This is a genomic window from Treponema zioleckii (assembly GCF_014737315.1).
GTDB classification, from domain to species: Bacteria; Spirochaetota; Spirochaetia; order Treponematales; family Treponemataceae; genus Treponema_D; species Treponema_D zioleckii.
Genome location: NZ_JPUF01000023.1, coordinates 11,705 through 32,809 on the forward strand (window position 1 = coordinate 11,705; position 21,105 = coordinate 32,809).

The 21,105-nt window shown below is 39.2% G+C and carries 19 protein-coding genes, 2 tRNA genes and 1 other RNA gene; 19 read left to right on the forward strand and 3 right to left on the reverse strand.

Annotated features, from left to right (window positions below):
- Window positions 1-60: 60 nt before the first annotated feature.
- On the reverse strand, window positions 61-1,479 hold the full coding sequence (locus JI65_RS07665; RefSeq protein WP_242457194.1) for a bifunctional folylpolyglutamate synthase/dihydrofolate synthase: 1,419 nt from the start codon (window positions 1,477-1,479) through the stop codon (window positions 61-63).
- Between the two features lie 115 nt (window positions 1,480-1,594).
- Here JI65_RS07665 and trpS point away from each other — a divergent pair, with 115 nt between their 5' ends.
- Window positions 1,595-2,680 carry a tryptophan--tRNA ligase gene (gene trpS / locus JI65_RS07670; RefSeq protein WP_191014809.1) on the forward strand — a complete coding sequence of 362 codons (1,086 nt, stop codon included), beginning with the start codon at window positions 1,595-1,597 and terminating at the stop codon, window positions 2,678-2,680.
- 198 nt (window positions 2,681-2,878) lie between these two features.
- Here the strand turns inward: trpS and JI65_RS07675 are convergent, their stop codons facing one another.
- Entirely contained in the window at window positions 2,879-4,288 is a 1,410-nt protein-coding gene (locus JI65_RS07675) for a CCA tRNA nucleotidyltransferase (RefSeq protein ID WP_191014811.1), read from the reverse strand.
- A gap of 38 nt (window positions 4,289-4,326) precedes the next feature.
- Between JI65_RS07675 and JI65_RS07680 the strand changes: the two genes are divergently transcribed.
- The gene (locus JI65_RS07680) at window positions 4,327-5,076 is read left to right on the forward strand and encodes a motility associated factor glycosyltransferase family protein (RefSeq protein WP_191014814.1); all 750 of its coding nucleotides are present in this window, start codon (window positions 4,327-4,329) and stop codon (window positions 5,074-5,076) included.
- On the opposite strand, the gene JI65_RS07685 is transcribed toward JI65_RS07680, so the two are convergent.
- Window positions 5,073-5,621: a hypothetical protein gene (locus tag JI65_RS07685; protein WP_191014816.1), complete on the reverse strand. Its 549-nt coding sequence runs from the start codon at window positions 5,619-5,621 to the stop codon at window positions 5,073-5,075. The two genes, JI65_RS07680 and JI65_RS07685, sit on opposite strands and share 4 nt — an antisense overlap.
- A 156-nt stretch (window positions 5,622-5,777) precedes the next feature.
- On the opposite strand from JI65_RS07685, the gene aroH reads away from it, so the two are divergent.
- From aroH to rodA, 17 genes are all read left to right on the forward strand, one after another.
- On the forward strand, window positions 5,778-6,182 hold the full coding sequence (gene aroH / locus JI65_RS07690) for a chorismate mutase (RefSeq protein WP_191014819.1): 405 nt from the start codon (window positions 5,778-5,780) through the stop codon (window positions 6,180-6,182).
- Between the two features lie 60 nt (window positions 6,183-6,242).
- Window positions 6,243-6,315, forward strand: a tRNA-Thr gene (locus tag JI65_RS07695).
- Between the two features lie 21 nt (window positions 6,316-6,336).
- A tRNA-Tyr gene (locus tag JI65_RS07700) sits at window positions 6,337-6,418 on the forward strand.
- Between the two features lie 177 nt (window positions 6,419-6,595).
- Window positions 6,596-7,063, forward strand: coding sequence for a YkgJ family cysteine cluster protein (locus JI65_RS07705; protein ID WP_191014821.1), 468 nt, complete (start codon window positions 6,596-6,598; stop codon window positions 7,061-7,063).
- Between the two features lies 1 nt (window position 7,064).
- A complete protein-coding gene (locus JI65_RS07710; protein ID WP_191014824.1) occupies window positions 7,065-8,003 on the forward strand; it encodes an MBL fold metallo-hydrolase in 939 nt (312 codons plus the stop codon).
- A complete protein-coding gene (locus JI65_RS07715) occupies window positions 8,000-8,212 on the forward strand; it encodes a hypothetical protein (RefSeq protein WP_191014826.1) in 213 nt (70 codons plus the stop codon). Before JI65_RS07710 ends, JI65_RS07715 begins: the two co-directional genes overlap by 4 nt.
- A complete protein-coding gene (mltG, locus tag JI65_RS07720; RefSeq protein WP_191014829.1) occupies window positions 8,209-9,288 on the forward strand; it encodes an endolytic transglycosylase MltG in 1,080 nt (359 codons plus the stop codon). Before JI65_RS07715 ends, mltG begins: the two co-directional genes overlap by 4 nt.
- Entirely contained in the window at window positions 9,288-11,075 is a 1,788-nt protein-coding gene (dnaG, locus tag JI65_RS07725) for a DNA primase (RefSeq protein WP_191014831.1), read from the forward strand. Before mltG ends, dnaG begins: the two co-directional genes overlap by 1 nt.
- A gap of 77 nt (window positions 11,076-11,152) precedes the next feature.
- Entirely contained in the window at window positions 11,153-12,931 is a 1,779-nt protein-coding gene (gene rpoD / locus JI65_RS07730) for an RNA polymerase sigma factor RpoD (protein ID WP_191014834.1), read from the forward strand.
- Between the two features lie 228 nt (window positions 12,932-13,159).
- Entirely contained in the window at window positions 13,160-14,038 is an 879-nt protein-coding gene (locus JI65_RS07735; protein WP_191014837.1) for a zinc ribbon domain-containing protein, read from the forward strand.
- Window positions 14,039-14,061: 23 nt separating this feature from the next.
- Window positions 14,062-14,424, forward strand: an RNA gene (gene rnpB, locus JI65_RS07740) — RNase P RNA component class A.
- A gap of 216 nt (window positions 14,425-14,640) precedes the next feature.
- On the forward strand, window positions 14,641-15,405 hold the full coding sequence (locus JI65_RS07745; protein ID WP_191014839.1) for a tetratricopeptide repeat protein: 765 nt from the start codon (window positions 14,641-14,643) through the stop codon (window positions 15,403-15,405).
- Window positions 15,406-15,416: 11 nt separating this feature from the next.
- Window positions 15,417-16,463 (forward strand): rod shape-determining protein, encoded by a 1,047-nt coding sequence (locus tag JI65_RS07750; protein WP_191014841.1) that lies wholly within the window; start codon window positions 15,417-15,419, stop codon window positions 16,461-16,463.
- A 27-nt stretch (window positions 16,464-16,490) separates the two neighbouring features.
- Window positions 16,491-17,360, forward strand: a complete 870-nt coding sequence (gene mreC, locus JI65_RS07755; protein ID WP_191014843.1) for a rod shape-determining protein MreC — start codon at window positions 16,491-16,493, stop codon at window positions 17,358-17,360.
- Window positions 17,361-17,367: 7 nt separating this feature from the next.
- On the forward strand, window positions 17,368-17,877 hold the full coding sequence (mreD, locus tag JI65_RS07760) for a rod shape-determining protein MreD (RefSeq protein ID WP_191014846.1): 510 nt from the start codon (window positions 17,368-17,370) through the stop codon (window positions 17,875-17,877).
- Entirely contained in the window at window positions 17,877-19,784 is a 1,908-nt protein-coding gene (mrdA, locus tag JI65_RS07765) for a penicillin-binding protein 2 (RefSeq protein ID WP_191014848.1), read from the forward strand. Before mreD ends, mrdA begins: the two co-directional genes overlap by 1 nt.
- 11 nt (window positions 19,785-19,795) lie before the next feature.
- Entirely contained in the window at window positions 19,796-21,103 is a 1,308-nt protein-coding gene (gene rodA, locus JI65_RS07770; RefSeq protein ID WP_191014850.1) for a rod shape-determining protein RodA, read from the forward strand.
- Window positions 21,104-21,105: the final 2 nt, after the last annotated feature.

The window sequence follows — 21,105 nt, forward strand, 5'->3', positions numbered from 1 at the left end:
GTTTTCTAACGAAAACTCGCGGGAAACGCACGTGTGAACTTATATCCACAAAGTTCACTTTTAGCGTTTCAATATTTTTTTTACTTCCGAAACAAGGTAGAACGAGCCTGTAACGAGCAAAACTCTTTTGTTCTCCGCCGATTCTTCCAGTGCTTTTTTTATCTGCATTTTAAAATCAGAATTTGAATCATATTTAATTCCAGCCTCAGAAAAACAACTTTCAATTTCGCTTAGGTTAGACTGCTTAACTTCGCCGGGGCGGGTTAGGTACACCTTTGAAAAAGCATTCTTAAAAAGTGGTGCAATGTCCTTTGAATCTTTGTCGGCTGCGCAACCAAAAAGCAAGGCTGCATCTTTGTCCTCAAAGAGCGTATTGAATGTTTCCATCGTAAAACCGACGCTTTTTACGGTGTGTGCCCCGTCAAGAATCAGCGCCGGAATTCCTTCGAATCCTTTTGGATTTTCGCAAATCTCGAACCGTGCCGGAAGTTTTGCGTTTGAAAGACCTTTTTCAATTGTTTCTTCGCTTATTTGTGGCAGAGCCGTTTTTATTGCAATTGCTGCAAGGGCTGCGTTTTCGGCTTGGAAGTTTCCTAAAAGATTCAATTTTGCTTTTAGTGTTCTAGAAAAAAGGCCGCATGAAAGCTCAAAATCCATGCAATATGTATCTTTTTCCAGAAGATTAACATCTTTAATCGTATACTTTTTTAGACATGTTTTTATATCTTTTATAATTTCATCAACAAAAATCACTTTTGAATTCTTTTCTTTTGCGATTTTTCTTAAAACTTCTTTTACATTTTCAGTTTGTTTTGCGACTACGACTGGAACGCCCGATTTTATGATTCCGCCTTTTTCGGCTGCGATTTTTTCGATTGTATCGCCTAAAAATTCTGTATGCTCAAGTTCCAGTGCTGCGATGCAAGAGCAAATCGGTGTGACGACATTTGTTGAGTCAAGCCTGCCTCCGAGACCGACTTCAAAAACCGAATAATCAACTTTTGCCTGCCTGAAGACCAAAAATCCGAACAGGGTTACGAGTTCAAACCAGGTAATCGGTCTTTCGCTGGGAAGTTCCTTTGTGTCGATTGACTTTACGCCAGTCATAATTTCTTCAACGGCTCGTGCGTAGACGCTTTCGTCAAACGGTCCCGTTGCGGAAGATACGCGCTCAATAAAGTCCAGAATGTGAGGCGATGTGTAAAGCCCGGTTTTGTATCCTGCCGCGTCCAAAATTGAAGCGATAAAAAGAGATACCGAGCCTTTTCCTTTAGAGCCGGCCACATGAAAGCAGGGGGCGAAATTTTCTGGATGACCGAACTTTTCGCAAAAAAAACGCATTGTTTCAAGCCAAAAAATATTCTTTTTTGGAGTTTTTTCAAAATTGAGATAGGAATCGATCCATTTTTCAAGTGAAGTAATAGAAGAAAATTTTTTCATAAGAAAATTATAATGAATTGCAAAATGAAATTTAATCATACGCATTGAATCTGCATGAAACAGCATCTCGTGTCAGTGGATAAAGATTCTTTACTTTGCTATAATCGTTTCATTCAAAAACTCTAACTTTTAAGCTTGGAATGAGGATGCAAATATGGCAGAAGAATTAGAAACAAATGCAGATAAAATTTTGGCCGAGGCGATGCGCGTAAGCGAAAAAATTGAGGCTGACATTCTTGTAAACCCAAAAAAGTACCGTGTTCTTACCGGTGACAGACCTACAGGACGTCTGCACATCGGACATTATTTTGGCTCTCTCAAAAACCGCGTGCGACTTTCAAAGCTCGGAGTTCCGACTGCAATTTTGATTGCGGATTATCAGGTTCTTACGGATCATGACGCATTCGACAAAATCAGTCAGAACACAAAAGAGCTTGTTATCGACTATCTTGCAGCTGGAATTGAACCTGGCGAAGATGTTTTTATTTATCCGCATAGCCATGTTCCAGAAGCCAATCAGCTTATGGTTCCGTTTTTGGCTCTCGTTTCAAATTCTGAATTGAGCCGAAATCCTACTGTAAAAGACGAAATCCAAAAATCTGCAATGAGCGTAATTAATGCCGGAATGTACACTTATCCTGTTCACCAGGCTGTTGACATTCTTTTTTGTAAGGGAAATGTCGTTCCTGTTGGAAAAGACCAGCTTCCTCATCTTGAAATTGCTCGTTTGATTGCAAAAAGATTCAATAAAAAATTCTCTCCAGAAAAGCCTGTTTTCCCTGAGCCGCAGGCATTGCTTTCAAAAACTCCGATGATTATGGGACTTGATGGCAGCGCAAAAATGTCAAAGTCGCTCGGAAACACGATTATGCTTAGCGCGACTGCTGATGAGACTGCAAAGCTCATAAAGAAGGCAAAAACCGACCAGGAAAGAAATATCACTTACGATCCTGTAAATCGTCCTGAAGTTTCAAACCTCCTTAGAATCATTTCCCTTTGTACTGGCGAGGAGCCTGAGAACGTTGCCGCAAGAATCGGTGAGGGCGGTGGCGGAATGCTCAAAAGCACTCTTACGGAGGCCCTCAACGAGGAACTTAGACCGCTTCGCGAAAAGCGCGCTCAGCTCGAAAAAGAGCCTGAATATATTCGAAAGGTATTGCTTGACGGCGTAGAAAAGGCGCGTGCAATCGCACAAGAGACTTTAAAAGAAGTTCGCCACGTAATGAATATGGAAATCTAGAAAGTCTGGACAGAAAAATACTGTTTTTAGATTTTTAACGCTGATGAACACAGATATTCGCGGATTTGTCGCGGATATCTGTGTTTTTTTTTATATCCGAGTCCAATTTGCGTGTCTCGGCGCTCGGCTGCGCAAGAGCTTATTTCTGTGCTCAGTTGCTGGGCGTAGCCGAAGCATGGCACGGGAATGCAATTGAACCTAATATTTTTCTGCGAGTTTTTTTGCAACGTTAAGAAGTTGTTCTCGCTCGTTCATGTTCGGGTCGTCCAGAATGCACTGAAAAAGTTCGTTCAAAATTATTCCGATTTTTTTTCCTGCGGGAATTCCAATCGAAATCAGGTCGCTTCCGTTCACAGCCATGTCTTTTAGACTCACGGCAGATTTTTGTGCCTGGACGAACGCAATCCTGTCGCGAAGATGATTCAAACTTGTTGCTGCCGGACTTGTCGCTGCGACCGGAATTCTGTGCATTCCGTAAATATCTGCATATCTTAAATCAAATAAATCTTCAATAAATTCTGGTTTTACTCGGACTATAAATCGTCTTACCGCCGCATCCGACCAAAAATCTTCAAAAAAGAACATGTGCTGCTCAATAAGATGCACAACTTTGTCGATGAGCGCGTTCGGGAATTTTAGTCTGAACAGAATAGGGCGGGTCAACGCTGCAGAAATCTTTTCGTGCCCGTGAAAATGTATGATTTCAGAAAGCTCGTCTGGTTTTGAAGTGTCAAAAGCTTTTTTTTCAACCGTTCGGGCGTCCTTTTTTCCAATGTCGTGGAATAAAGCCGCAAGACGCACAGTAAGATTTTCGCGGGGTGCACCGTCGCAGGCGTAAATGTTGTGGTCAAGAACGTCAAATTCATGAAATCCGCGTGCATCGGCCTGCGTAATGCCTCTGCAATCTGCAAGTTCTGGAATGAACATTTTTAGGATTCCGGTTTTTTCCATTGCTTTTAAGCCCACAGAAGGCTCTGGCGAACTTAAGATTTTCGTAAATTCGTCTCTGAATCGTTCCATCGAAATTGATTTTATATTTTCTTGCACGTCAGAATTTGTGATTGCCTCAAAAGTTTCGCTTTCAATTTCAAATCCGAGCTGCGAACTGAATCGCAACGCGCGGATTGGGCGAAGCCCGTCTTCCATAAAACGGTCGTAGGCTTTTCCCACCGTGCGTATGATTTTTTTTCGGATGTCCTGCTGCCCGTCAAAAGGGTCAACGATTTTGCCGTCTTTTAACGAAGCTGCAATCGCGTTCATCGTAAAATCCCTGCGCGAAAGATCTTCTTCCAGATTTGTCGTGAACGTTACGTTGTCGGGGTGCCGACCGTCTGAATATCCGCTGTCGCATCTATATGTCGTGACTTCTATTTCTTTTTTCATAAAATGAACGGTAACGGTTCCGTGTGCGATTCCTGTAGGAATAACTTTCTTAAAAATCGAACTTACTTGCTCTGGCGTCGCGTTCGTGGTAACGTCCCAGTCGGACGCTTCTTTTCCCAAAATAACATCTCTCACGGCGCCGCCAACTAAAAATGCCTCAAATCCATTTTCCTCAAAGATTGAATACATTTTTTTTAATTCGTTAGGAATTTTTATTGATTTCATGTAGATTATTATAACAAAAAAAAGCGAGGCTTTGCACTATGAACATTGTCATATTTACTGGCGGTTATGCCCCAAAAGCGGAGTTGACTGTAGATTTTTTTAAGACTCACAAACCTGATTTTGTGATTTCTGCTGATTCTGGACTGGAAACGTTTGAAACGTACAGTGAGTTTTTTAATTCTTTGCCGGAAAAACTTTTTTTATCTGAGCCAAATCTGATTTTAGGGGACTGGGACAGTCTTTCTCAAAAGTCTATTCTAAAAAAATATCCGTCACAGATAATAGAAAATTTTAATGTAGATAAGGATTATACTGATACGGAATTGGCACTGGAAAGAGCGCATGAAAAACTTGGGACGATTTCTAAAAACAACAAGGCTGATTCTGATATGATCATATTGGTCGGAGCCGGAGGCGGAAGCCGAATAGATCACCTTCTTGCCGTTTTTGATTTGTTTTCTACAGATTTAAAACCTGATGTCTGGCTTTCTGGCGAGCAATTTTTGTATTTTCTTCCAAAAGAAAGTTCCGTAAAAATTTTCGATTTAAAAAATGATGACATTGTTTCTGTTCTTCGTCTTTCAAATTCGCGCGCTGGCGGAAAAGTTTGCTCTAACGGCCTTGAATGGGAAGGCGGACTTTTTAGGTCTGAAGGTGTTCCTAGTCTGAGCAACAGAATTTCTAAGGAATACTTTTTAAAAAACTTGCCGGTTTCAATAAAAACGCTGGAAAGTGATTTTGTGCTCGTTCTTCCGTATTCAGCCCGCTTGGAGTGGGAAAGTTTTTAAAAGCCTTCCGAGGCTGATTTTAACGAAATTGCGATGATTCCTATTGCACTTGAAAATACAATTAAAAACACAAAAAAAATGATGTAAATGGCGAAAAATATTCTTTTTTCGGTAAAGAAGAATATTATCGACTGAATTATCGCAATAAAACTGTCCAGCACGAGGACGATTGAAGTTAAGGTAATCATAAAAAGGATTGCCCGCAAGTTTGAATCCAAAAAGTGCTGAAAGTTTCCGATTACAAAGTACGTGCTGAACGCAAGCAATAGAAAAAACAGAAGAAAAACTGAGCGGCGGGTGAGACGGAACAAAAGTGGCCTAAAATTCTTTTTTGAGAGGAATAGAAACGGAATGGGAATTCCTTTTGCCGATTCAAGTTCTTCGTAAAAGTCAGTTTCGTCATTTTCGTCGTCTTCGTTTTGGATTGAACTTTCGTCCAGAATAAAAGAATCTGAAACCGTTTCGGACGGAGCTTTCGAGCCTTCTTGCGGGTGAATCGGAGTGAGTTCTTCAATTTTGTCTGTTTTTTCAGATTCTGTATCCATATCAACAATTGTCTAATTTTATCAATTTTTTTATGATTTAGGAATAAGGAAATCTCTTAAAAAACAAATTCGAACTGTTTTTAGAGCAATCATAAGAGAACTTCGAAAAATTAATAGATTTTTTCGGAGTTCCCATAAATCTTTAGGAGTTTTTTTATGGCAAAAGTTTTGTGTGCTCTCCGCGGTGCCACGGGAGCTGAGAATACAATTGAATCAATCACGAAGACAGTTGGCGAAATGTGTGAGAAGTTGTTTGAAAATAATGCAGTCTCAATGGAAGACGTTGTTTCGCTTCATTTTACGATAACAGACGATTTGACTGCGATGAATCCTGCTGCTGCCTTGAGAAAGAGCGGTATAAAATTTGATGTTTCAAAACTCGCTCTGTTTTGCAGCCAGGAACCTAAAATCGATAATTCCCCAGAGCGCATGATAAGAGTTTTGCTCACATGCTACAAAGAGGATTCTTCCGAAAAAAAACACGTTTATATTAACGGTGCCGAAAAATTGCGTCCGGATTTTGACAAAAAAATAAAAAAATTAAATAAAAATCAAAAATGATTATTGACATTTTTTTTAGAAAAATATAGTATGTCATACGTTCGCTATTGAACGAACGATGCTGCCTTAGCTCAGCTGGTAGAGCACGTGATTTGTAATCTCGGGGTCGTGGGTCCAAGTCCTACAGGCAGCTTTCTTCTGAAAAAGAAGTTTCGGGGAGTTCGCATAGCGGCAATTGCGGCGGACTGTAAATCCGCTCCCTATCGGGTTCGGGGGTCCGAGTCCCTCACTCCCCATAAGCCTTGGATAATTTTTGTGATTATTCAAGGCTTTTTTTATTGTTTTGAAAACTTTTCAAACTGGCTTACGAAAAAAAATATATCTTTTTAGACATTGCTTTAATAATGTGTTAAGATTAAAGAATGGTTATTTTTTACTAATCGCAAAAGTTTATTTAATAAGAGATTTAATTTATGTTTTATGAAAAAGGTTTAAAATTTTCTTGCAATAGATGTTCTGGTTGCTGTCGGCTCAGTCCTGGTTATGTTTACCTTTCCTGGTCAGATTTGACAAATCTGTGTCGTTGGTTTAAAGTTTCATTTGAGGAATTCGTAAAAGTATATTGCCGTTGGGTTCAGTATTACGATGATTCGGAAGTTCTCTGTTTAAAAGAAAAAACGAATTATGACTGTATTCTTTGGAAAACAGGCGTGGGGTGCGAAGCATACGAGAATAGACCGGTGCAATGTTCTACATTTCCGTTCTGGACTTGGATGCTAGAGAGCGAAAAAGTTTGGAACGAATGTGCTTCGGATTGTCCTGGAATAAATGCTGCCGATGGAAAACTTTGGTCAAAAGAAGAAATTGAACAACAGCGAAATGCTTATGAGAATAATAAGCCTATACATAAAAATGAATTTTACAGCAGGATGGTGAAGTAAGATGAATATTCATTTTTGGGGGGTTCGAGGCTCTATACCAGCCCCTTTGACACCTCAGCAGATTCAGGCGAAAATTGCTGCTGCGGTTCAGAAAATCACACCAGATGATATAAAATCAAATGAGTCGCGGGAAAAATTCCTGGCTTCGCTTCCTGAATGGCTTAACGGCACTGTTGGCGGAAATACGCCTTGTGTTGAGGTTACTTCTGAGAAGGGCGACAAGTTGATTTTTGATGCAGGCACGGGAATCCGTGTGCTGGGAAAATTGGGGCAGCCTGCATCAGATTTGCACCACAATATTTTGTTTTCCCATTTTCATTGGGATCATATTCAGGGGCTTCCGTTTTATGATGTGATTTACAACCCAAAATCATCTTTTGATATTTATTCACCGTTCGAAAAAATGGAAGATTATCTTAGACAACAGATGGTCGCACCTTATTATCCTGTTACTTTCGATGCTTTTACAAAAAATATAACTTTTCACGTGATAGAGCCGCTTGAAAAAATTCGAATTGGAGAATTTTCGATTCAGTGTGTCAGAATGAATCATCCGGGAAGTTCTTACAGCTACGCTATAACAGAAAATGGTTTTAAATTCGTTTACGCCACAGATGTTGAGTTGACGCAGGCTGATTTTGACAAATCTTCTTCTAAGGCTGTGGTCTTCCAGGATGCTGATATCCTTGTTCTGGATTCTCAGTATACGGTAGAGGAAGCGCTCCGGAAAGAAAACTGGGGGCATTCCGCGTTCTGTTATGCGATTGATTTTGCAGTGAACTGGCGAATTAAAAAACTTTATCTTTTCCATCATGAACCTACGTATGATGACAGAAAACTGAATTCAATCTTGGAATCAGCGCGTTGGTATGGTGAATATATTACGACGGACAAAGTAGAAGTTCACCTGGCAACTGAGGGGCTGGATATAAAATTATGATAGATACTGGAAAATTGGACAATGCGAGCGGTGAGGGGAAAAAATCGTTTCATTATGATTTTTCTCCTGCTGAGGTAAAAAGCTTGGCAAAATTTTTTCGATACTATCAGTCTGAATTACCGGAAATATTAACGAAATTTTCATATTCTGTTGAACAGGTTGTTTATAGCTATCTTTCAATAGAAGAGGCAGAAGAGTTTTTTTCATGAAAAAAAGTATAAAAATCCTATTGGTCGTTTTTTTTGCGTTGGTCGTTAGTTTTGTTTGTGCCGGGCTGGCACTTTGCTGTCATGTTAAAAGTCAGTTGCGTCCTTTGGCCGCGAAGAATTCCGCCGAAATCGTTGTGATTGACAAATTTGCTGTAAATAAAGGTGATACTTTTAGGACTGTTGCATCGGACTTGAAAAAAGCTGGTCTCATTCGATCGGAAGATGTCTTTTATTATGCGACGCGATTGCCGTTCGTTATTGGAATAGAAGAACCTGTCATTTTGAAGACTGGAATTTATACGCTTGACAGTTCTATGAGCACGCCTGAAATTATTCTCTTGCTTGCGTCTGGTAAGCAGCAGGCGTTTGTTAAAGTTGCTGTTCCAGAAGGTCTTACGACAAGAAAAATTTCTGTGATTATGGAGAAACACGAGGCTTGCAAGGCTGAAGATTTTATGAATGCAGTATCTTCAAAAACTTTGCTCGAAAAGTACGGAATTCACGCTTCGTCTCTCGATGGCTTTTTGTATCCTGATACATATAATTTTTCTCTTGGAATGTCTGCTGAGAATATTGTTAGTATGATGGTTGATAATTTTTTTGACCACATCAAAAAAATTCCGAATTTTGCGGAAAAAAAACCAGATGAATTTTACAATGATTTGATTTTGGCTTCGATTGTTGAACGAGAGTATCGTTCTGCGCCAGAGGCTCCTATTATGGCGAGTGTTTTTAAGAATCGGCTTTCAATAAACATGGGGCTTGAGTCGTGTGCGACGATTGAGTACATAATCACTGAGGTTTTGGGTAAACCTCATCCAGAGCGAATTTTTTACAACGATTTGAAAATTGACAGTCCTTACAACACGTATAAATATGCAGGCCTGCCACCAACTCCAATTTCAAATCCTGGCTTTACTGCTTTGAGTGCCGTGGCTGAACCTGCCGATACTGACTACTTCTATTTTACGTTGACGGATTCCACTGCGGGTACGCATACGTTCAGTAAAAATCAGCGTGAGCACGAAAAGGCCACTTGGGCATTTAGAACTAAAAAGGCGGCTGGGCAAAACTAGTGGCAGAACTTATTTCTAAGGAAACGATAGATGCGGTTTCGCGAGCGACGGATATAGTGTCGGTTGTGAGCGAATACGTGCATCTTGAGCAAAAGGGTAATCAGTGGTGGGGCTGTTGCCCTTTTCACAGCGAAAAAACACCATCTTTCTCAGTTACTCCTGATAAAAATCTTTATTACTGTTTTGGCTGTCATGCAGGCGGAAATGTAACGAAGTTTATCATGGAGATGGAAAAAATTTCTTTTCCAGAAGCCATAAAAATTCTCGCTAAAAAATCTGGTGTTCGAATTGAATATGAAAATGGTGGTGCAGAATCTTTTCAGCCTGTTGACAATACCAAAGAGTTGCTTATTGACCTTTATACGAAAGTGAGCGGTTCTTTTCATTATTTGCTTACTCAGACGCAGGAGGGAAAGTCTGCGCTGGGATATATTCTTTCACGCGGACTTTCAATGGAGACTATCGAGAAATTTAAGCTCGGATATTCGCCTGCGAACCGCAGATGGCTGAAAGTTTTTCTTCGTCAAAAAAAATATAGCGATGAGTTCTTGGAAAAATCGGGGCTTTTCAGTAAAAAATATCCCGATGTTGCTTTTTTTTCAGACAGACTCATGTTTCCTATATTCGACAGGCATGGCCAGGTCGTGGCTTTTGGTGGACGCCGCCTCAGGGAAGACGAGGAGGGGATGAAGTCCCCGAAGTATCTTAATTCTGGTGATTTGATTCAATATAAAAAAGGCGAAACTTTGTACGCTTTTAATTTTGCAAAAAATTCTATCCAAAAAGAAAAGAAAGTTATTTTTTGTGAAGGCTATATGGATTGCATTGCCTATCATCAATGTGGGATTACTTATGCCGTTGCACCATTGGGGACAGCTCTTACTGACGAGCAGATAAAGCTTGTAAAAGGGTTCGTGAACGAAATCCTTCTTTCGTTTGACAGTGACGGAGCCGGTCAAAATGCTACGAAAAGAGCGATTCTGATGTGCCGTCAACATAATATCACCGCAAAAGTAATAAAATTGCAGGGCGGTAAGGATCCTGCGGAAATTATGCTGAAATTTGGTAAAGAAAGCTTGACGAATGATATAAACTGTGCTATACTAGATAGTGATTATCTTCTAAAATCATTGGCGCAAGAGTTTCCGGTAGACACACCAGAGGGAAAAGTAAAAGCCTGTTTGGGCTTTTTTTCGTATATTGATGCGCTGCAAACTGATATTCAGAAGGAATCATGTCTGGAATTGGTCAGCCAGACTTTTAAAATTTCTATGGAAGCTGTTAGGAGGGATTACCTTAATCGTGATTCTGCGCGAAACCGCAGCTTCTCGGAAACTGTCGATGATAAGATTGAAACTTCAATAAAAGTCAATGCTGAATTGCGCACGTTGTTGGCTGTGCTTTCTGATACCTCAAAGTTTGAGATGATGATAGAAGAAATCTCTGATTCTGATTTTGAGGATCCTGTAGCTCGAAATATGTTCAGTATTCTGAAACAGTGCTATCAGCAGGACAATCTTTCTTTTGAGGCGGTTGTGAATCATTGTCAGGACAATAGTTTGCAACAGTTTATAATTGGCACTATAGCATCTGGCGAGTTTAAAACAAATACGGAACAGATGATAAAAGACGGAATTGCCATGATAAAAAATAAGAGCCTTGAGAAAAAGCGGGATGACCTTCTCGAAAAAATCGAAGAACAACAACGAATGTCTCCGCAAAATATTGAGGAATTAAAACGGCTCATTGCAGAAAAAATGGATATCGACCGAAAATTAAAACAATAACTAGTTAAAATTTTGCAAGGCTATTATGTATGGCTTTGTTGAATTTAGTTTTTTAAACTTATAAGGATTAAAAAAGAATGGATCAGGAATTAGATCCAGTTGTACAAAAACTGCTGGATTACGCTAAAGACAAACAGATTATTTCATGGGAAGAGATTAATGAAATTCTGGGGCAGGATTTTGTAAATTCGCCAAAAATGGAAGAAGTCCTTCAGGTTTTAACTCAAAATAACATACAGGTTATGGATGAGGATACTGATCTTGATGAGGACGAGGATGACGAGGATCTTCTCGATGATGATGACGATGCGCTTGACGGCGATCAGAAAGATGGAGATTTGACGCGTCATCAATTGGTCAACAGCGATAAAGATTCAAGTGTTGATGATCCAATTCGCCTTTACCTGCGCGAGATTGGTAAGGAAAAGCTCCTTACCGCAGAGCAGGAAGTAAAATATTCAAAGGAAATGGAAGACGGTGAAAACATTATAAAAGATGTTATAAAAAAAGCTGGTATGATGTTGCCTGAATTCTATGACATTTCCGTAAAAGCATTCAAGAAAATCGATCCGCATGAACCTGGAAAGCCGCGTAAGGAAATTAATGAGGCTCAGGCCGAAAAACGAAGGCTTAAGAATTGTTACGGAGAGTATTTAAAGCCTATCCGTGATGATATGAAAAAATATATGCTCAAGAAAAAAGAACTTTTTGAGACGAATCAGTCTCAGGAAATTTTTGAGAGCCGTGAACTAAAGTCTTTAAGAGAGAAGATTTTACCAGAACTTCAAAAAATCGATATTCAGTCAGAAGAAATTGATAAGTTCAGTGCGAAATTTGTTGAGGCTACGCAGAAAATCGAAGGCTATTATCATAATCAAGAAAAAAAGATGAAAGAGCTCAGAATCACATCTTCTGCTGAGCTCCGAAGTCTTGGACGTAGACTTGCGATTCATTCTGAGGCAGTGAAACTTGAGCAAGAACTCGGACTTTCCAGTGATGAAATCCGTGATGTTTATACGCAGATTCAAAAAATCGACAGAAAGCTCCGCCGCATGGAGTATGATTTTGAGAATAGCGTGGATGAGATTCTTGAAATGGCTCGTGAGATCGAAGACGGTAGGGTTAAACTTGAAGTCGCAAAAAATCATTTGATAAATGCTAACCTTCGACTTGTTGTTTCTATCGCAAAAAAATATACGAACCGTGGTTTGCAGTTTTTTGACCTTGTTCAGGAAGGAAATATTGGTCTTATAAAGGCTGTAGAAAAATTTGAATACCGAAAGGGGTATAAATTCAGTACTTATGCCACTTGGTGGATTCGTCAGGCTATTACGCGCTCAATCAGTGATCAGGCACGCACGATTCGCGTTCCTGTGCATATGATTGAACAGATTAATAAAGTTGTGCGCGAGAGCCGTCAGCTCATGCAAAAACTTGGTCGAGAACCAACAGATGAGGAAATTGCACAGCAACTTGGTTGGCCAGTTTCTCGCGTTAAGCAGGTTAAGAATGTTGCGCGCGAGCCGATTTCCCTTGAAACACCGATTGGAGAGGAAGAGGATAGCCAGCTGGGAGACTTTATTGAGGACAAAGAAGTTGAAAATCCTGCAAATCAAACTGCGTACACGTTGTTGCAGGAGCAGCTTAAAAAAGTTTTGAACACTTTGCCACCTCGTGAGCAGGAAGTCCTAAAAATGCGATTCGGTCTTGATGATGGTTATAGTTTGACTCTTGAAGAGGTCGGATTGTATTTTAACGTTACTCGCGAGCGAATCAGACAGATTGAGGCAAAGGCCTTGAGACGGCTTCGACACCCAAGACGGGCGAGCGGTCTTAGGGATTATATCGAGACGTAATTTTACAGGCTGGATGTCTTGAAAGACAGTATTTTGTTTTTGGGTTGACTTAAAAATAAAATACTGTCTTTGATTAAAAATATTTCATATTCCTTTCTTTAGGCAATTTTCTAAGTGTTTTTATCTATTGATTTTGAATTCTTTTTAAATAACTCGTCTTTTATTTTATAGACATAAACATATAAATTTTATACAATTACATGCTAGATTTCAATTGAGGTTTTTTGTATGGACATGAACGAAGTTTTCGAAAATTTGAAAAATCTTCAGGATATTTTGGTTGAAAAATATAATCTCGAAGAGAAAATAACCGAATCTCCAAAGCAGCTTGATTCGCAGGAAGAATTTCTTGCTACTTTGAAGAAAGAATATATTGAGAAAAATTCCGTATATGAAGATGTAAAAAATAAAGTTGCGGAACTTAAAAAAGAGCTTGCGGAGGCTGAGGAGTCACGAGAGTCTGGTGAGAAAGGAATGGACAATATTACGACTCACCGCGAATATGAAGCTCTCGACAAGCAGATTGCAGAAGCTTCTGAAAAAGCGAATTCGGTTAGAAAAGAGCTTTTGAGCGTAGAGAAAAAACTTTCAGAGTTGAATGAAGATTTGAAGACTCGTGAGGCTATGATTAATTCTCAGGAGGCAGATCTTGATTCTGGAAAGAGCGCCTTGGCTGAGAAAATTGATGAATATAAAAAACAAGTTGAGTCTTTGTCTTCGAAAGAAGCTGAAATTACAAATACTCTTGGCGATGATTATCAGGAAACGATTTATAAGTTCCAGCGAATTATCCGCCGAAACAGTGAAGGTATTGTTGCTGTTCGAAATGGCGTTTGTACGGGTTGCCACATGATTCTTCCGGCACAGTTTGCAAACGAAGTTCATGACGGATTGAAAATCCTTTTCTGTCCTTACTGCAGCCGTATTCTTTATCATGAAGATGTTCTTGAGAGCGAGGCAGAGAATTATTCAATGCTTGATGAAACAGGAAGCCTTGCTGACTTCGAAAGCGAATTTGGCGATGAATTTGAGGATTCAGAGCTTGAAAATTCTGAGGACGAGAATGATATGGGAGATGATTCTTCTGTATCATCCTATGATGAATAGGTTGCTAAAAATTAGTTGATTTTTGGGAAAATAACCGTGCGCCAAATGACTGATGATAATCATTTGGCGTGAGGAAAGTCCGGGCTCCATCGGAAAAAATGCCGGGTAATGACCGGGCAATATTTTTTTTATTGACAGAAAGTGCCACAGAAAATAAACCGCCTGAAAAGGTAAGGGTGAAAAGGCAGGGTAAGAGCCTACCGCAAAAACAGTAATGTTTTTGGCATGGTAAACCTCATTTGGAGCAAAATTAAGTAGCAGAAATAAGATTCCGACTGTTTTTCTGCGGGTAAATTGCTAAAGTCATTCAGCGATGAATGATTCGGATAGATGGTTATTCGTTTGCGAAAGCAATGTACAGAACCCGGCTTATATTTTCCCTTTTTTTTATAAAAGAGCCTGTGGGAGAAGCTCTATAGATGAGTAATGGTACTTATGTAAAAAATCGATTACGCTATGTAAAACGTTTTTTCTTCATTCTTATAGTTTTAGTTGTTATTTCTGTTGTTTCGTATCTTTCATATCATTTTGTGATAACGAGAATTTACAACGGTGCTTCATACTTTAATTTGAGAAACAAGTGGAACAATTTTGACTATCAGATGTCTTATGAGATAAGTGCGCAAATTCTCTATAAAACTCCTTTTGATCCGACAGCCTTGATGTATCATGGTTACGCGTCGTATTTTTTGGCGATTTCAGAAAATGATACAGAGCAGGCACAATTTCTTTTTAATGAGGCTATAAACAGCCTTCGTTTGGCTATTCTTCAATCATCAGAGAAAGTTGTTCCCCAATTGGAATTTATGCTTGGGAAGGCTTATTTTTATAAAGATGTGCTTTCTTCTTCAAATTATTATTCAGATTTAGCGGTAAAATATCTTTTATTGGCAAAAAGCAAGGGATATACCGCCGTTGAACTTCCAGAAATTCTTGGTTTGAGTTATTCTGCTTTGGGCATGACAAATGAGAGTATTTCTGCTTTTACAGAGGCTTTGAACATTAGAGAAACCGATATCTTGCTTCTTTCTATTGCTGAGCAATATATGGCTTCAAATCAGTATTCTGCCGCAGAGCAATATCTGTACAGAATCTCAAAAAACTGTAAAGATGAAAAAATCATATTGAAAACTCATTACCTGCTTGGTAAAATTTACATAAATAAAGAAAATTATACAGAAGCTGAAAATGAATTGCTTAAAGTCATTGAAAAAAATGAAAATTTTGCCGACGCTTATTATGAGCTTGGTGTTATATACGAAAAACAAGGCGATATAGCAAAAGCTCGTGCAGAATGGCGAAAGTCATTAAGAATTGAATATAATCATATAGAAGCTCAAAAAAAATTGGCTGATTACAAACAATAGGGAGATATTTTATGGCACTTTTTGATAGTTTTTCCACTGATATTGGAATTGACCTCGGTACATGTAATACTTTAATTTATGACAGAAAAAAGGGAAAAATCGTTGTTGATGAGCCTTCTGTTGTTGCTGTTGAAAAAGGCACTAAGCATGTAGTTGCTGTTGGTGCTGAAGCTAAGCGAATGTTGTTTAAGACACCTGGAAATATCGTTGCGATTAGACCTCTTGCTGATGGTGTTATTGCGGATATCGACAGTACCGAGAAAATGATAAAATATTTCATCTCTAAGGTAATTTCTAAACATCAGCTTTTTAAATCTACTCGTATGAAGATTGGTATTCCGACTTGTATTACGCAGGTTGAGCGTCGTGCGGTAATTGAAGCTGCTTTGAAGGCGGGCGCAAAAGAGGTTGATGTTATTGAAGAGTCGCTTGCTGCTGCCATTGGTGCGCAAATTCCAATCAATGAGCCTGCTGGTCACATGATTTGTGATATTGGTGGTGGTACTTCAGAAGTAAGTGTAATTTCCCTCGGTGGTATGGTTGTTACGAATGCAATCCGAATTGGTGGCGATAAATTTGATGAGGCGATTGTAAAATATGTTCAGTCGGTTCATAACTTGAAGATCGGTTCTCAAACTGCTGAGAAACTTAAGATTCAGATTGGAAATGCCCTTCAGGACAAAGATAAGTCAATCGAAAAAATGGAAGTTCGCGGAACTGATGCGATTACAGGTTTGCCACGCCGTCTCGAAATTGACAGTGTTGAGGTTCGTGAGGCTTTGAAGGACACTGTAAACAAAATTGTTGAGCTTATAAAGCAGGTTTTGGGGGATACACCTCCTGAATTGGCTGCAGATATTGTTGAGCGCGGTATTGTAATGTCTGGTGGTGGAAGTATGCTTAAGGGACTTCCTAAATTGATTTCTAAGGAAACTGGTGTACCTGTAATCCTTGTTGAACGACCGTTGGAATGCGTTGCGCTTGGTGCTGGTCAGGCATTTGAATTGTTCAAAGATATGTCTGCAGACAGATCTGTTTATGATAATTTGAATGACTAAGGCTGCGGTGAGTTTATTTGATTACAAATGAAACGTTTAAAAAATCCACCGAAAATACATCTTCCTGAACTTGTTTTTATTATCCTCATTTTTGTTTCTGGAGTCATGCTTGCGTTTAACTCCGGGGGCTTCGTTCTTAACTTTGAGAAAGTCGGATTTTCGATTCTTTCGACGATGCAGCGCGGAGTTTATTCTGTAAAGCACAAAGTAGAGACTACTTTTAATGCGGTTCATGAACTCGCTCGTTTAAAAGAGGAAAATAAAGAGTTAGCAGAAAAAATGAGAAACTATGAGTTCTTGCAGAGAAGCAATGCCGAAATCCGTAAGGAAAATGAGCGTCTGAAAGAACAATTAGATTTTTCATATGCAATCGAGCAGAAAAATTATCCGGCTCAGATAATTGGTCGAAACGTTGATAATCTTTATTCATATTTTACGATAAACAAGGGACTCAAAAACGGAATAAAGAAAAATATGCCAGTTGTTGCTATTCAACATGGTTCTGTTGGACTTGTCGGCAAGATTGTTTCTGTATCGCCGTTTACAAGCCGAATCATGCCTATTTATGATATAAAGAGTTCAATTTCTTCAAGAATTCAAAATACTCGTGATCTGGGACTTGTAAATGGGCTTGGTAACGAGGAAAGCGGACTTTCGCTGACGTATATCAAAAAGAAAGCCGTTGCGGATTTTGCAATCGGTGATGTTGTCGTTACTTCTGGCGAAAATGAGAATTATATGAAGGATATTCCTATTGGAACGATTTCTAAAATGGAAGATTTGCCATACGATTCTGATTTGGTTATTGAGCTTGTGCCTATTATTGATTTTTCTAGGCTTGAAACCGTAATCGTTACGGATATGAAAGAAGTTAATGATAAGAGATTTGGAGAATAAATCTTAAATGATAAAAAATATACTTGTTTCAGTCTTGATTCTCGTTTGTTTTGCATTGTTTCAATCAGCAGTGTTGTCGAATATAATTTTTTTGCCGGCGGTACCTGATTTTCTTCTTTTGTGTGTGGTTTATTTTTCTGTAAATAATGGGAGACTTTTTGGAATTTCAACAGGTTTTGCATCAGGCTTGATTATGGATTTCCTGAGCGCATCTCCAGTTGGCTTGCACTGTCTTATGAGAACTGTTCTTGGATATGTAAGCGGACTTTTTAATAAGACAATTAACATAAACGGATTCTTCTTGCCCGCATTTCTTGCGTTTTGTTCGACAGTGTTAAAAATCGTTACGCTGTTTATAATTTCTTTTTTCTTTCCTATCTCCCTGTCGTTGAATAGGGCATATCTTTCGACGTTTGGGGCGGAATTGATAATGAATACTCTTCTTTGTCCTTTTCTATTTAAATTCCTTGGTATTTTTAAAAATTTAATTTTCCTTGACCCAGAGAAGGTTTCTTAATGTATTACAGCAAAGATTATTCAGATAATTCGATTTCACAAAATAGTCGCTCATTGGTTTTAGGGCTGCTTGTAATAGTCGTTTTTATTCTTTTTCTTGTCCGTCTTTATAATTTGCAGATTCGGGACAACAATAAATGGCGTAACGAGGTTCATATCATTTCTAGCCAGACAAAAACAATTCCTGCGCAGCGTGGTGAAATTTATGATCGTAGCGGAACTTTGCGAATGGTTGAAAATGCTGACTCTTTTGCGGTTGACGTTGTTCCTGGTCAAATTCCTTCAGTGCAATTTGACACCGTTGTGGCAAAACTTGCCGCTTTTCTTGGTGTAAAAAAGAAAGATATTGTAAAAAAATTGCCTTCAGATTCGAAAGTTCGTGCAAATGATTTTAGTTCATACGAAGTAAAAATCAATGTTCCGTTCGAAGTTGTTTCGAATATTGCTGAAAATTTGAACGACCTGCCAGGTGTTTCTTGGAGGTCAAAGCCTCGCAGAAATTATCTTGTTACAGGTTCAATGTCGCATGTCATTGGTTATGTAGGCGATATTAACAATGAAGAATTCAAAATGCTCTTTAACAAGGGTGGTTATACAAAACGTTCTATTGTAGGAAAAATGGGGATTGAAAAGCAGTATGACTCTGAACTTCAAGGAATTGAAGGCTCTGAAAGTCGCACTGTAGATGCCAGGGGACGAATTATTTCGGATACGCCGCATATTGAGTTTCCAAAGATGGGAAACAATATCATTCTTACGATTGACAAGAGGATACAAGACCTCGCAGAAAAGGCGCTTGGAGAGCGAGTTGGTGCAGCCGTTGTTCTTAGACCGTCGAACGGCGAAATCCTTGCGATGGTTTCTTATCCGTTTTACGACCAGAATATTTTTAACAGTGATGATGCGTACACTGAGTATAAAAAGCTTGAAAGTGCAAAAAACGAGCCTATGCTTAATCGTGTTGTAAATGCGATTTATCCGCCGGCATCAACTTTTAAGACGATTATGTCTACAGCACTTCTTTCGGAGCGGTCTTATTCGCCTTACGAGAAAATCAGTTGTACGGGTCTTATGAATTACGGAAATCATGATTTTCACTGTCACCAGAGTTGGGGACATGGCTATCTTGATATGAGGGAGGCACTTGCCCAGTCTTGTGACGTTTATTATTGGACCGTTGGTCGAGACGCTCTTGGTGTTGAAAAAATTGCTTCTTACGCAAAGGAATTTGGTTTTGGTGAGAGTCTTGAAGTTGATTTGCCTTCTCAGTCTGCTGGAACTGTTCCGACTCCGCAGTGGAAGGAACGTCGCTTGCATGAAAAATGGCTTGGAGGCGACACTCTCAACATGTCTATCGGTCAGGGATATACGCTTGTAACGCCGCTCCATGTTGCCAATATGATGGCAATGGTTGCGAATGGCGGAAAAATTTATCGTCCGCATCTTTTAAAAGAAATTCGCGATTCTTCTGATAATAAGTTGATTTCAAGCTATAAGCCACAGATTCTGCATGAATCGAACATTGCTCAATCCGTTTGGAAAGAGATTCAGAATGATTTGCGGTATGTTATTACGGACGGAACTCCTGAGTATCCTTTGCGGAACAAAGTTGTAAAAATCGCGGGTAAAACAGGTACTGCCGAAGTAAACGGACCGAAGAATCAGAATCACTGGCATTCATGGATGGCATGTTATGCTCCATTTGATGCTCCTGTTGAAGAGCAAGTCGTTGTCGTTGTTTTGGTCGAGGCCGTAAACGAATGGCAGTGGTGGGCACCTTTTGCTTCGAATATTATTTTTCAGGGAATTTTTGCTAACCAAACTTACGAAGAAGCTGTGGCTTCATTGCCTACGGTCCGCGAAAAAATGGCGACCTTTGGAAATGGCGTTCAGTATAGGCAGGAATAGGAGAGGTACGGATGAAAATAAAAGTATTTCAGTTTATCGATATATTGCTTTTGCTGTGCGTAGTTTCTCTTTCTGTCTTTGGTATTGTTTTTATTTATTCTGCTGGGCTTAGTAATCCTCGGAAAATCGGTGATATTTATACAAAGCAGATTGTTTGGGCTTCTATTGGATTTGTGTTAATGTTGCTGTTTGCTTTTTTTGATTACCGAAAGCTTTTTAAATGGGCAAAGCATCTTTTTGTTCTTACTTGTCTCGTTTTGATTTTTACCCGTTTGTTCGGTGTTTCAATTAAAGGTGCAAAAAGCTGGATTGGCTTTCATGGTCTTGGAGTTCAGCCTTCCGAATTTTCGAAAATCATTTTTACGATTTTTCTGGCTTGGTATCTTACGAACTCGCGAAACGAAAATCCTCTCATACGTTTTTTGATTGCTTGTGGAATTGCGCTAATTCCTGTTGGGCTGATTATGTTGCAACCTGACTTGGGAACTTCGCTTGTTTTCTTTCCGATTCTGATTTTTATGATGTATATGGGCGGAATCCACAAAAGATATATTTTTATGCTTTTGTTGTTCGTCGCTTTTACAGGTTTGTTTACCGTTCTTCCGATTTGGGAAGTAAAAATTAGTAACACGAGCGTTCAGCTTGTTCATCTTCTTACGAACCTAAAACTGAGACTTCTTTTGATAGGTCTTACAGGCTTTTTGTGCGTATTTTCAATTGTAAGTTATTGGCTTTTTAGTGACAGCAGATATTTTTATTGGATTGCGTATTTTTCTGGAATTATTTGTGCGTCGCTCGTAAGTTCGTATGGTGCCGGAAAATTCCTAAAAGAATATCAGATTATGCGTCTGATTATCTTTATTAACCCGTATTCAGATCCGACTCGTCATGGTTGGAATATTCTTAATTCCCTTCGGGCTATTGGAAACGGCGGTTCGAGTGGCTGGGGCGTTGGTCTTGGCCCTCAGAGTCAGCACGGTTATCTTCCAGAGCAGCACACTGACTTTATATTCAGCATTCTTAGCGAAGAATTAGGCTTTTTTGGAAGCCTGCTGATTTTTATGATTTATTTGGTATTCTTTTTGAGAATCGTTTATATTATTCGAAATTCTACGAATGAATTTGGAACTTTGATTGCTTCTGGCCTTCTTGCAATGTTTTTCTTTCATTTTGTAGAGAATATCGGAATGGTTATGGGAGTTATGCCGATAACAGGTATTCCGCTGATGTTCCTTTCTTACGGTGGTTCGTCTTTGTGGACGGCGATGATTTCTGTTGGACTTGTAATGAGTGTCAGAAGCCGTAAATACGATTTTTAGTT

Excerpts from the sequence above, each read along its gene's own strand:
- JI65_RS07665 (WP_242457194.1), bottom strand. The coding sequence starts at position 1,479 with ATGATTAAATTTCATTTTGCAATTCATTATAATTTTCTTATGAAAAAA.
- trpS (WP_191014809.1), top strand. The coding sequence starts at position 1,595 with ATGGCAGAAGAATTAGAAACAAATGCAGATAAAATTTTGGCCGAGGCG.
- JI65_RS07675 (WP_191014811.1), bottom strand. The coding sequence starts at position 4,288 with ATGAAATCAATAAAAATTCCTAACGAATTAAAAAAAATGTATTCAATC.
- JI65_RS07680 (WP_191014814.1), top strand. The coding sequence starts at position 4,327 with ATGAACATTGTCATATTTACTGGCGGTTATGCCCCAAAAGCGGAGTTG.
- JI65_RS07685 (WP_191014816.1), bottom strand. The coding sequence starts at position 5,621 with ATGGATACAGAATCTGAAAAAACAGACAAAATTGAAGAACTCACTCCG.
- aroH (WP_191014819.1), top strand. The coding sequence starts at position 5,778 with ATGGCAAAAGTTTTGTGTGCTCTCCGCGGTGCCACGGGAGCTGAGAAT.
- JI65_RS07705 (WP_191014821.1), top strand. The coding sequence starts at position 6,596 with ATGTTTTATGAAAAAGGTTTAAAATTTTCTTGCAATAGATGTTCTGGT.
- JI65_RS07710 (WP_191014824.1), top strand. The coding sequence starts at position 7,065 with ATGAATATTCATTTTTGGGGGGTTCGAGGCTCTATACCAGCCCCTTTG.
- JI65_RS07715 (WP_191014826.1), top strand. The coding sequence starts at position 8,000 with ATGATAGATACTGGAAAATTGGACAATGCGAGCGGTGAGGGGAAAAAA.
- mltG (WP_191014829.1), top strand. The coding sequence starts at position 8,209 with ATGAAAAAAAGTATAAAAATCCTATTGGTCGTTTTTTTTGCGTTGGTC.
- rpoD (WP_191014834.1), top strand. The coding sequence starts at position 11,153 with ATGGATCAGGAATTAGATCCAGTTGTACAAAAACTGCTGGATTACGCT.
- JI65_RS07735 (WP_191014837.1), top strand. The coding sequence starts at position 13,160 with ATGGACATGAACGAAGTTTTCGAAAATTTGAAAAATCTTCAGGATATT.
- JI65_RS07745 (WP_191014839.1), top strand. The coding sequence starts at position 14,641 with ATGTCTTATGAGATAAGTGCGCAAATTCTCTATAAAACTCCTTTTGAT.
- JI65_RS07750 (WP_191014841.1), top strand. The coding sequence starts at position 15,417 with ATGGCACTTTTTGATAGTTTTTCCACTGATATTGGAATTGACCTCGGT.
- mreC (WP_191014843.1), top strand. The coding sequence starts at position 16,491 with ATGAAACGTTTAAAAAATCCACCGAAAATACATCTTCCTGAACTTGTT.
- mreD (WP_191014846.1), top strand. The coding sequence starts at position 17,368 with ATGATAAAAAATATACTTGTTTCAGTCTTGATTCTCGTTTGTTTTGCA.
- mrdA (WP_191014848.1), top strand. The coding sequence starts at position 17,877 with ATGTATTACAGCAAAGATTATTCAGATAATTCGATTTCACAAAATAGT.
- rodA (WP_191014850.1), top strand. The coding sequence starts at position 19,796 with ATGAAAATAAAAGTATTTCAGTTTATCGATATATTGCTTTTGCTGTGC.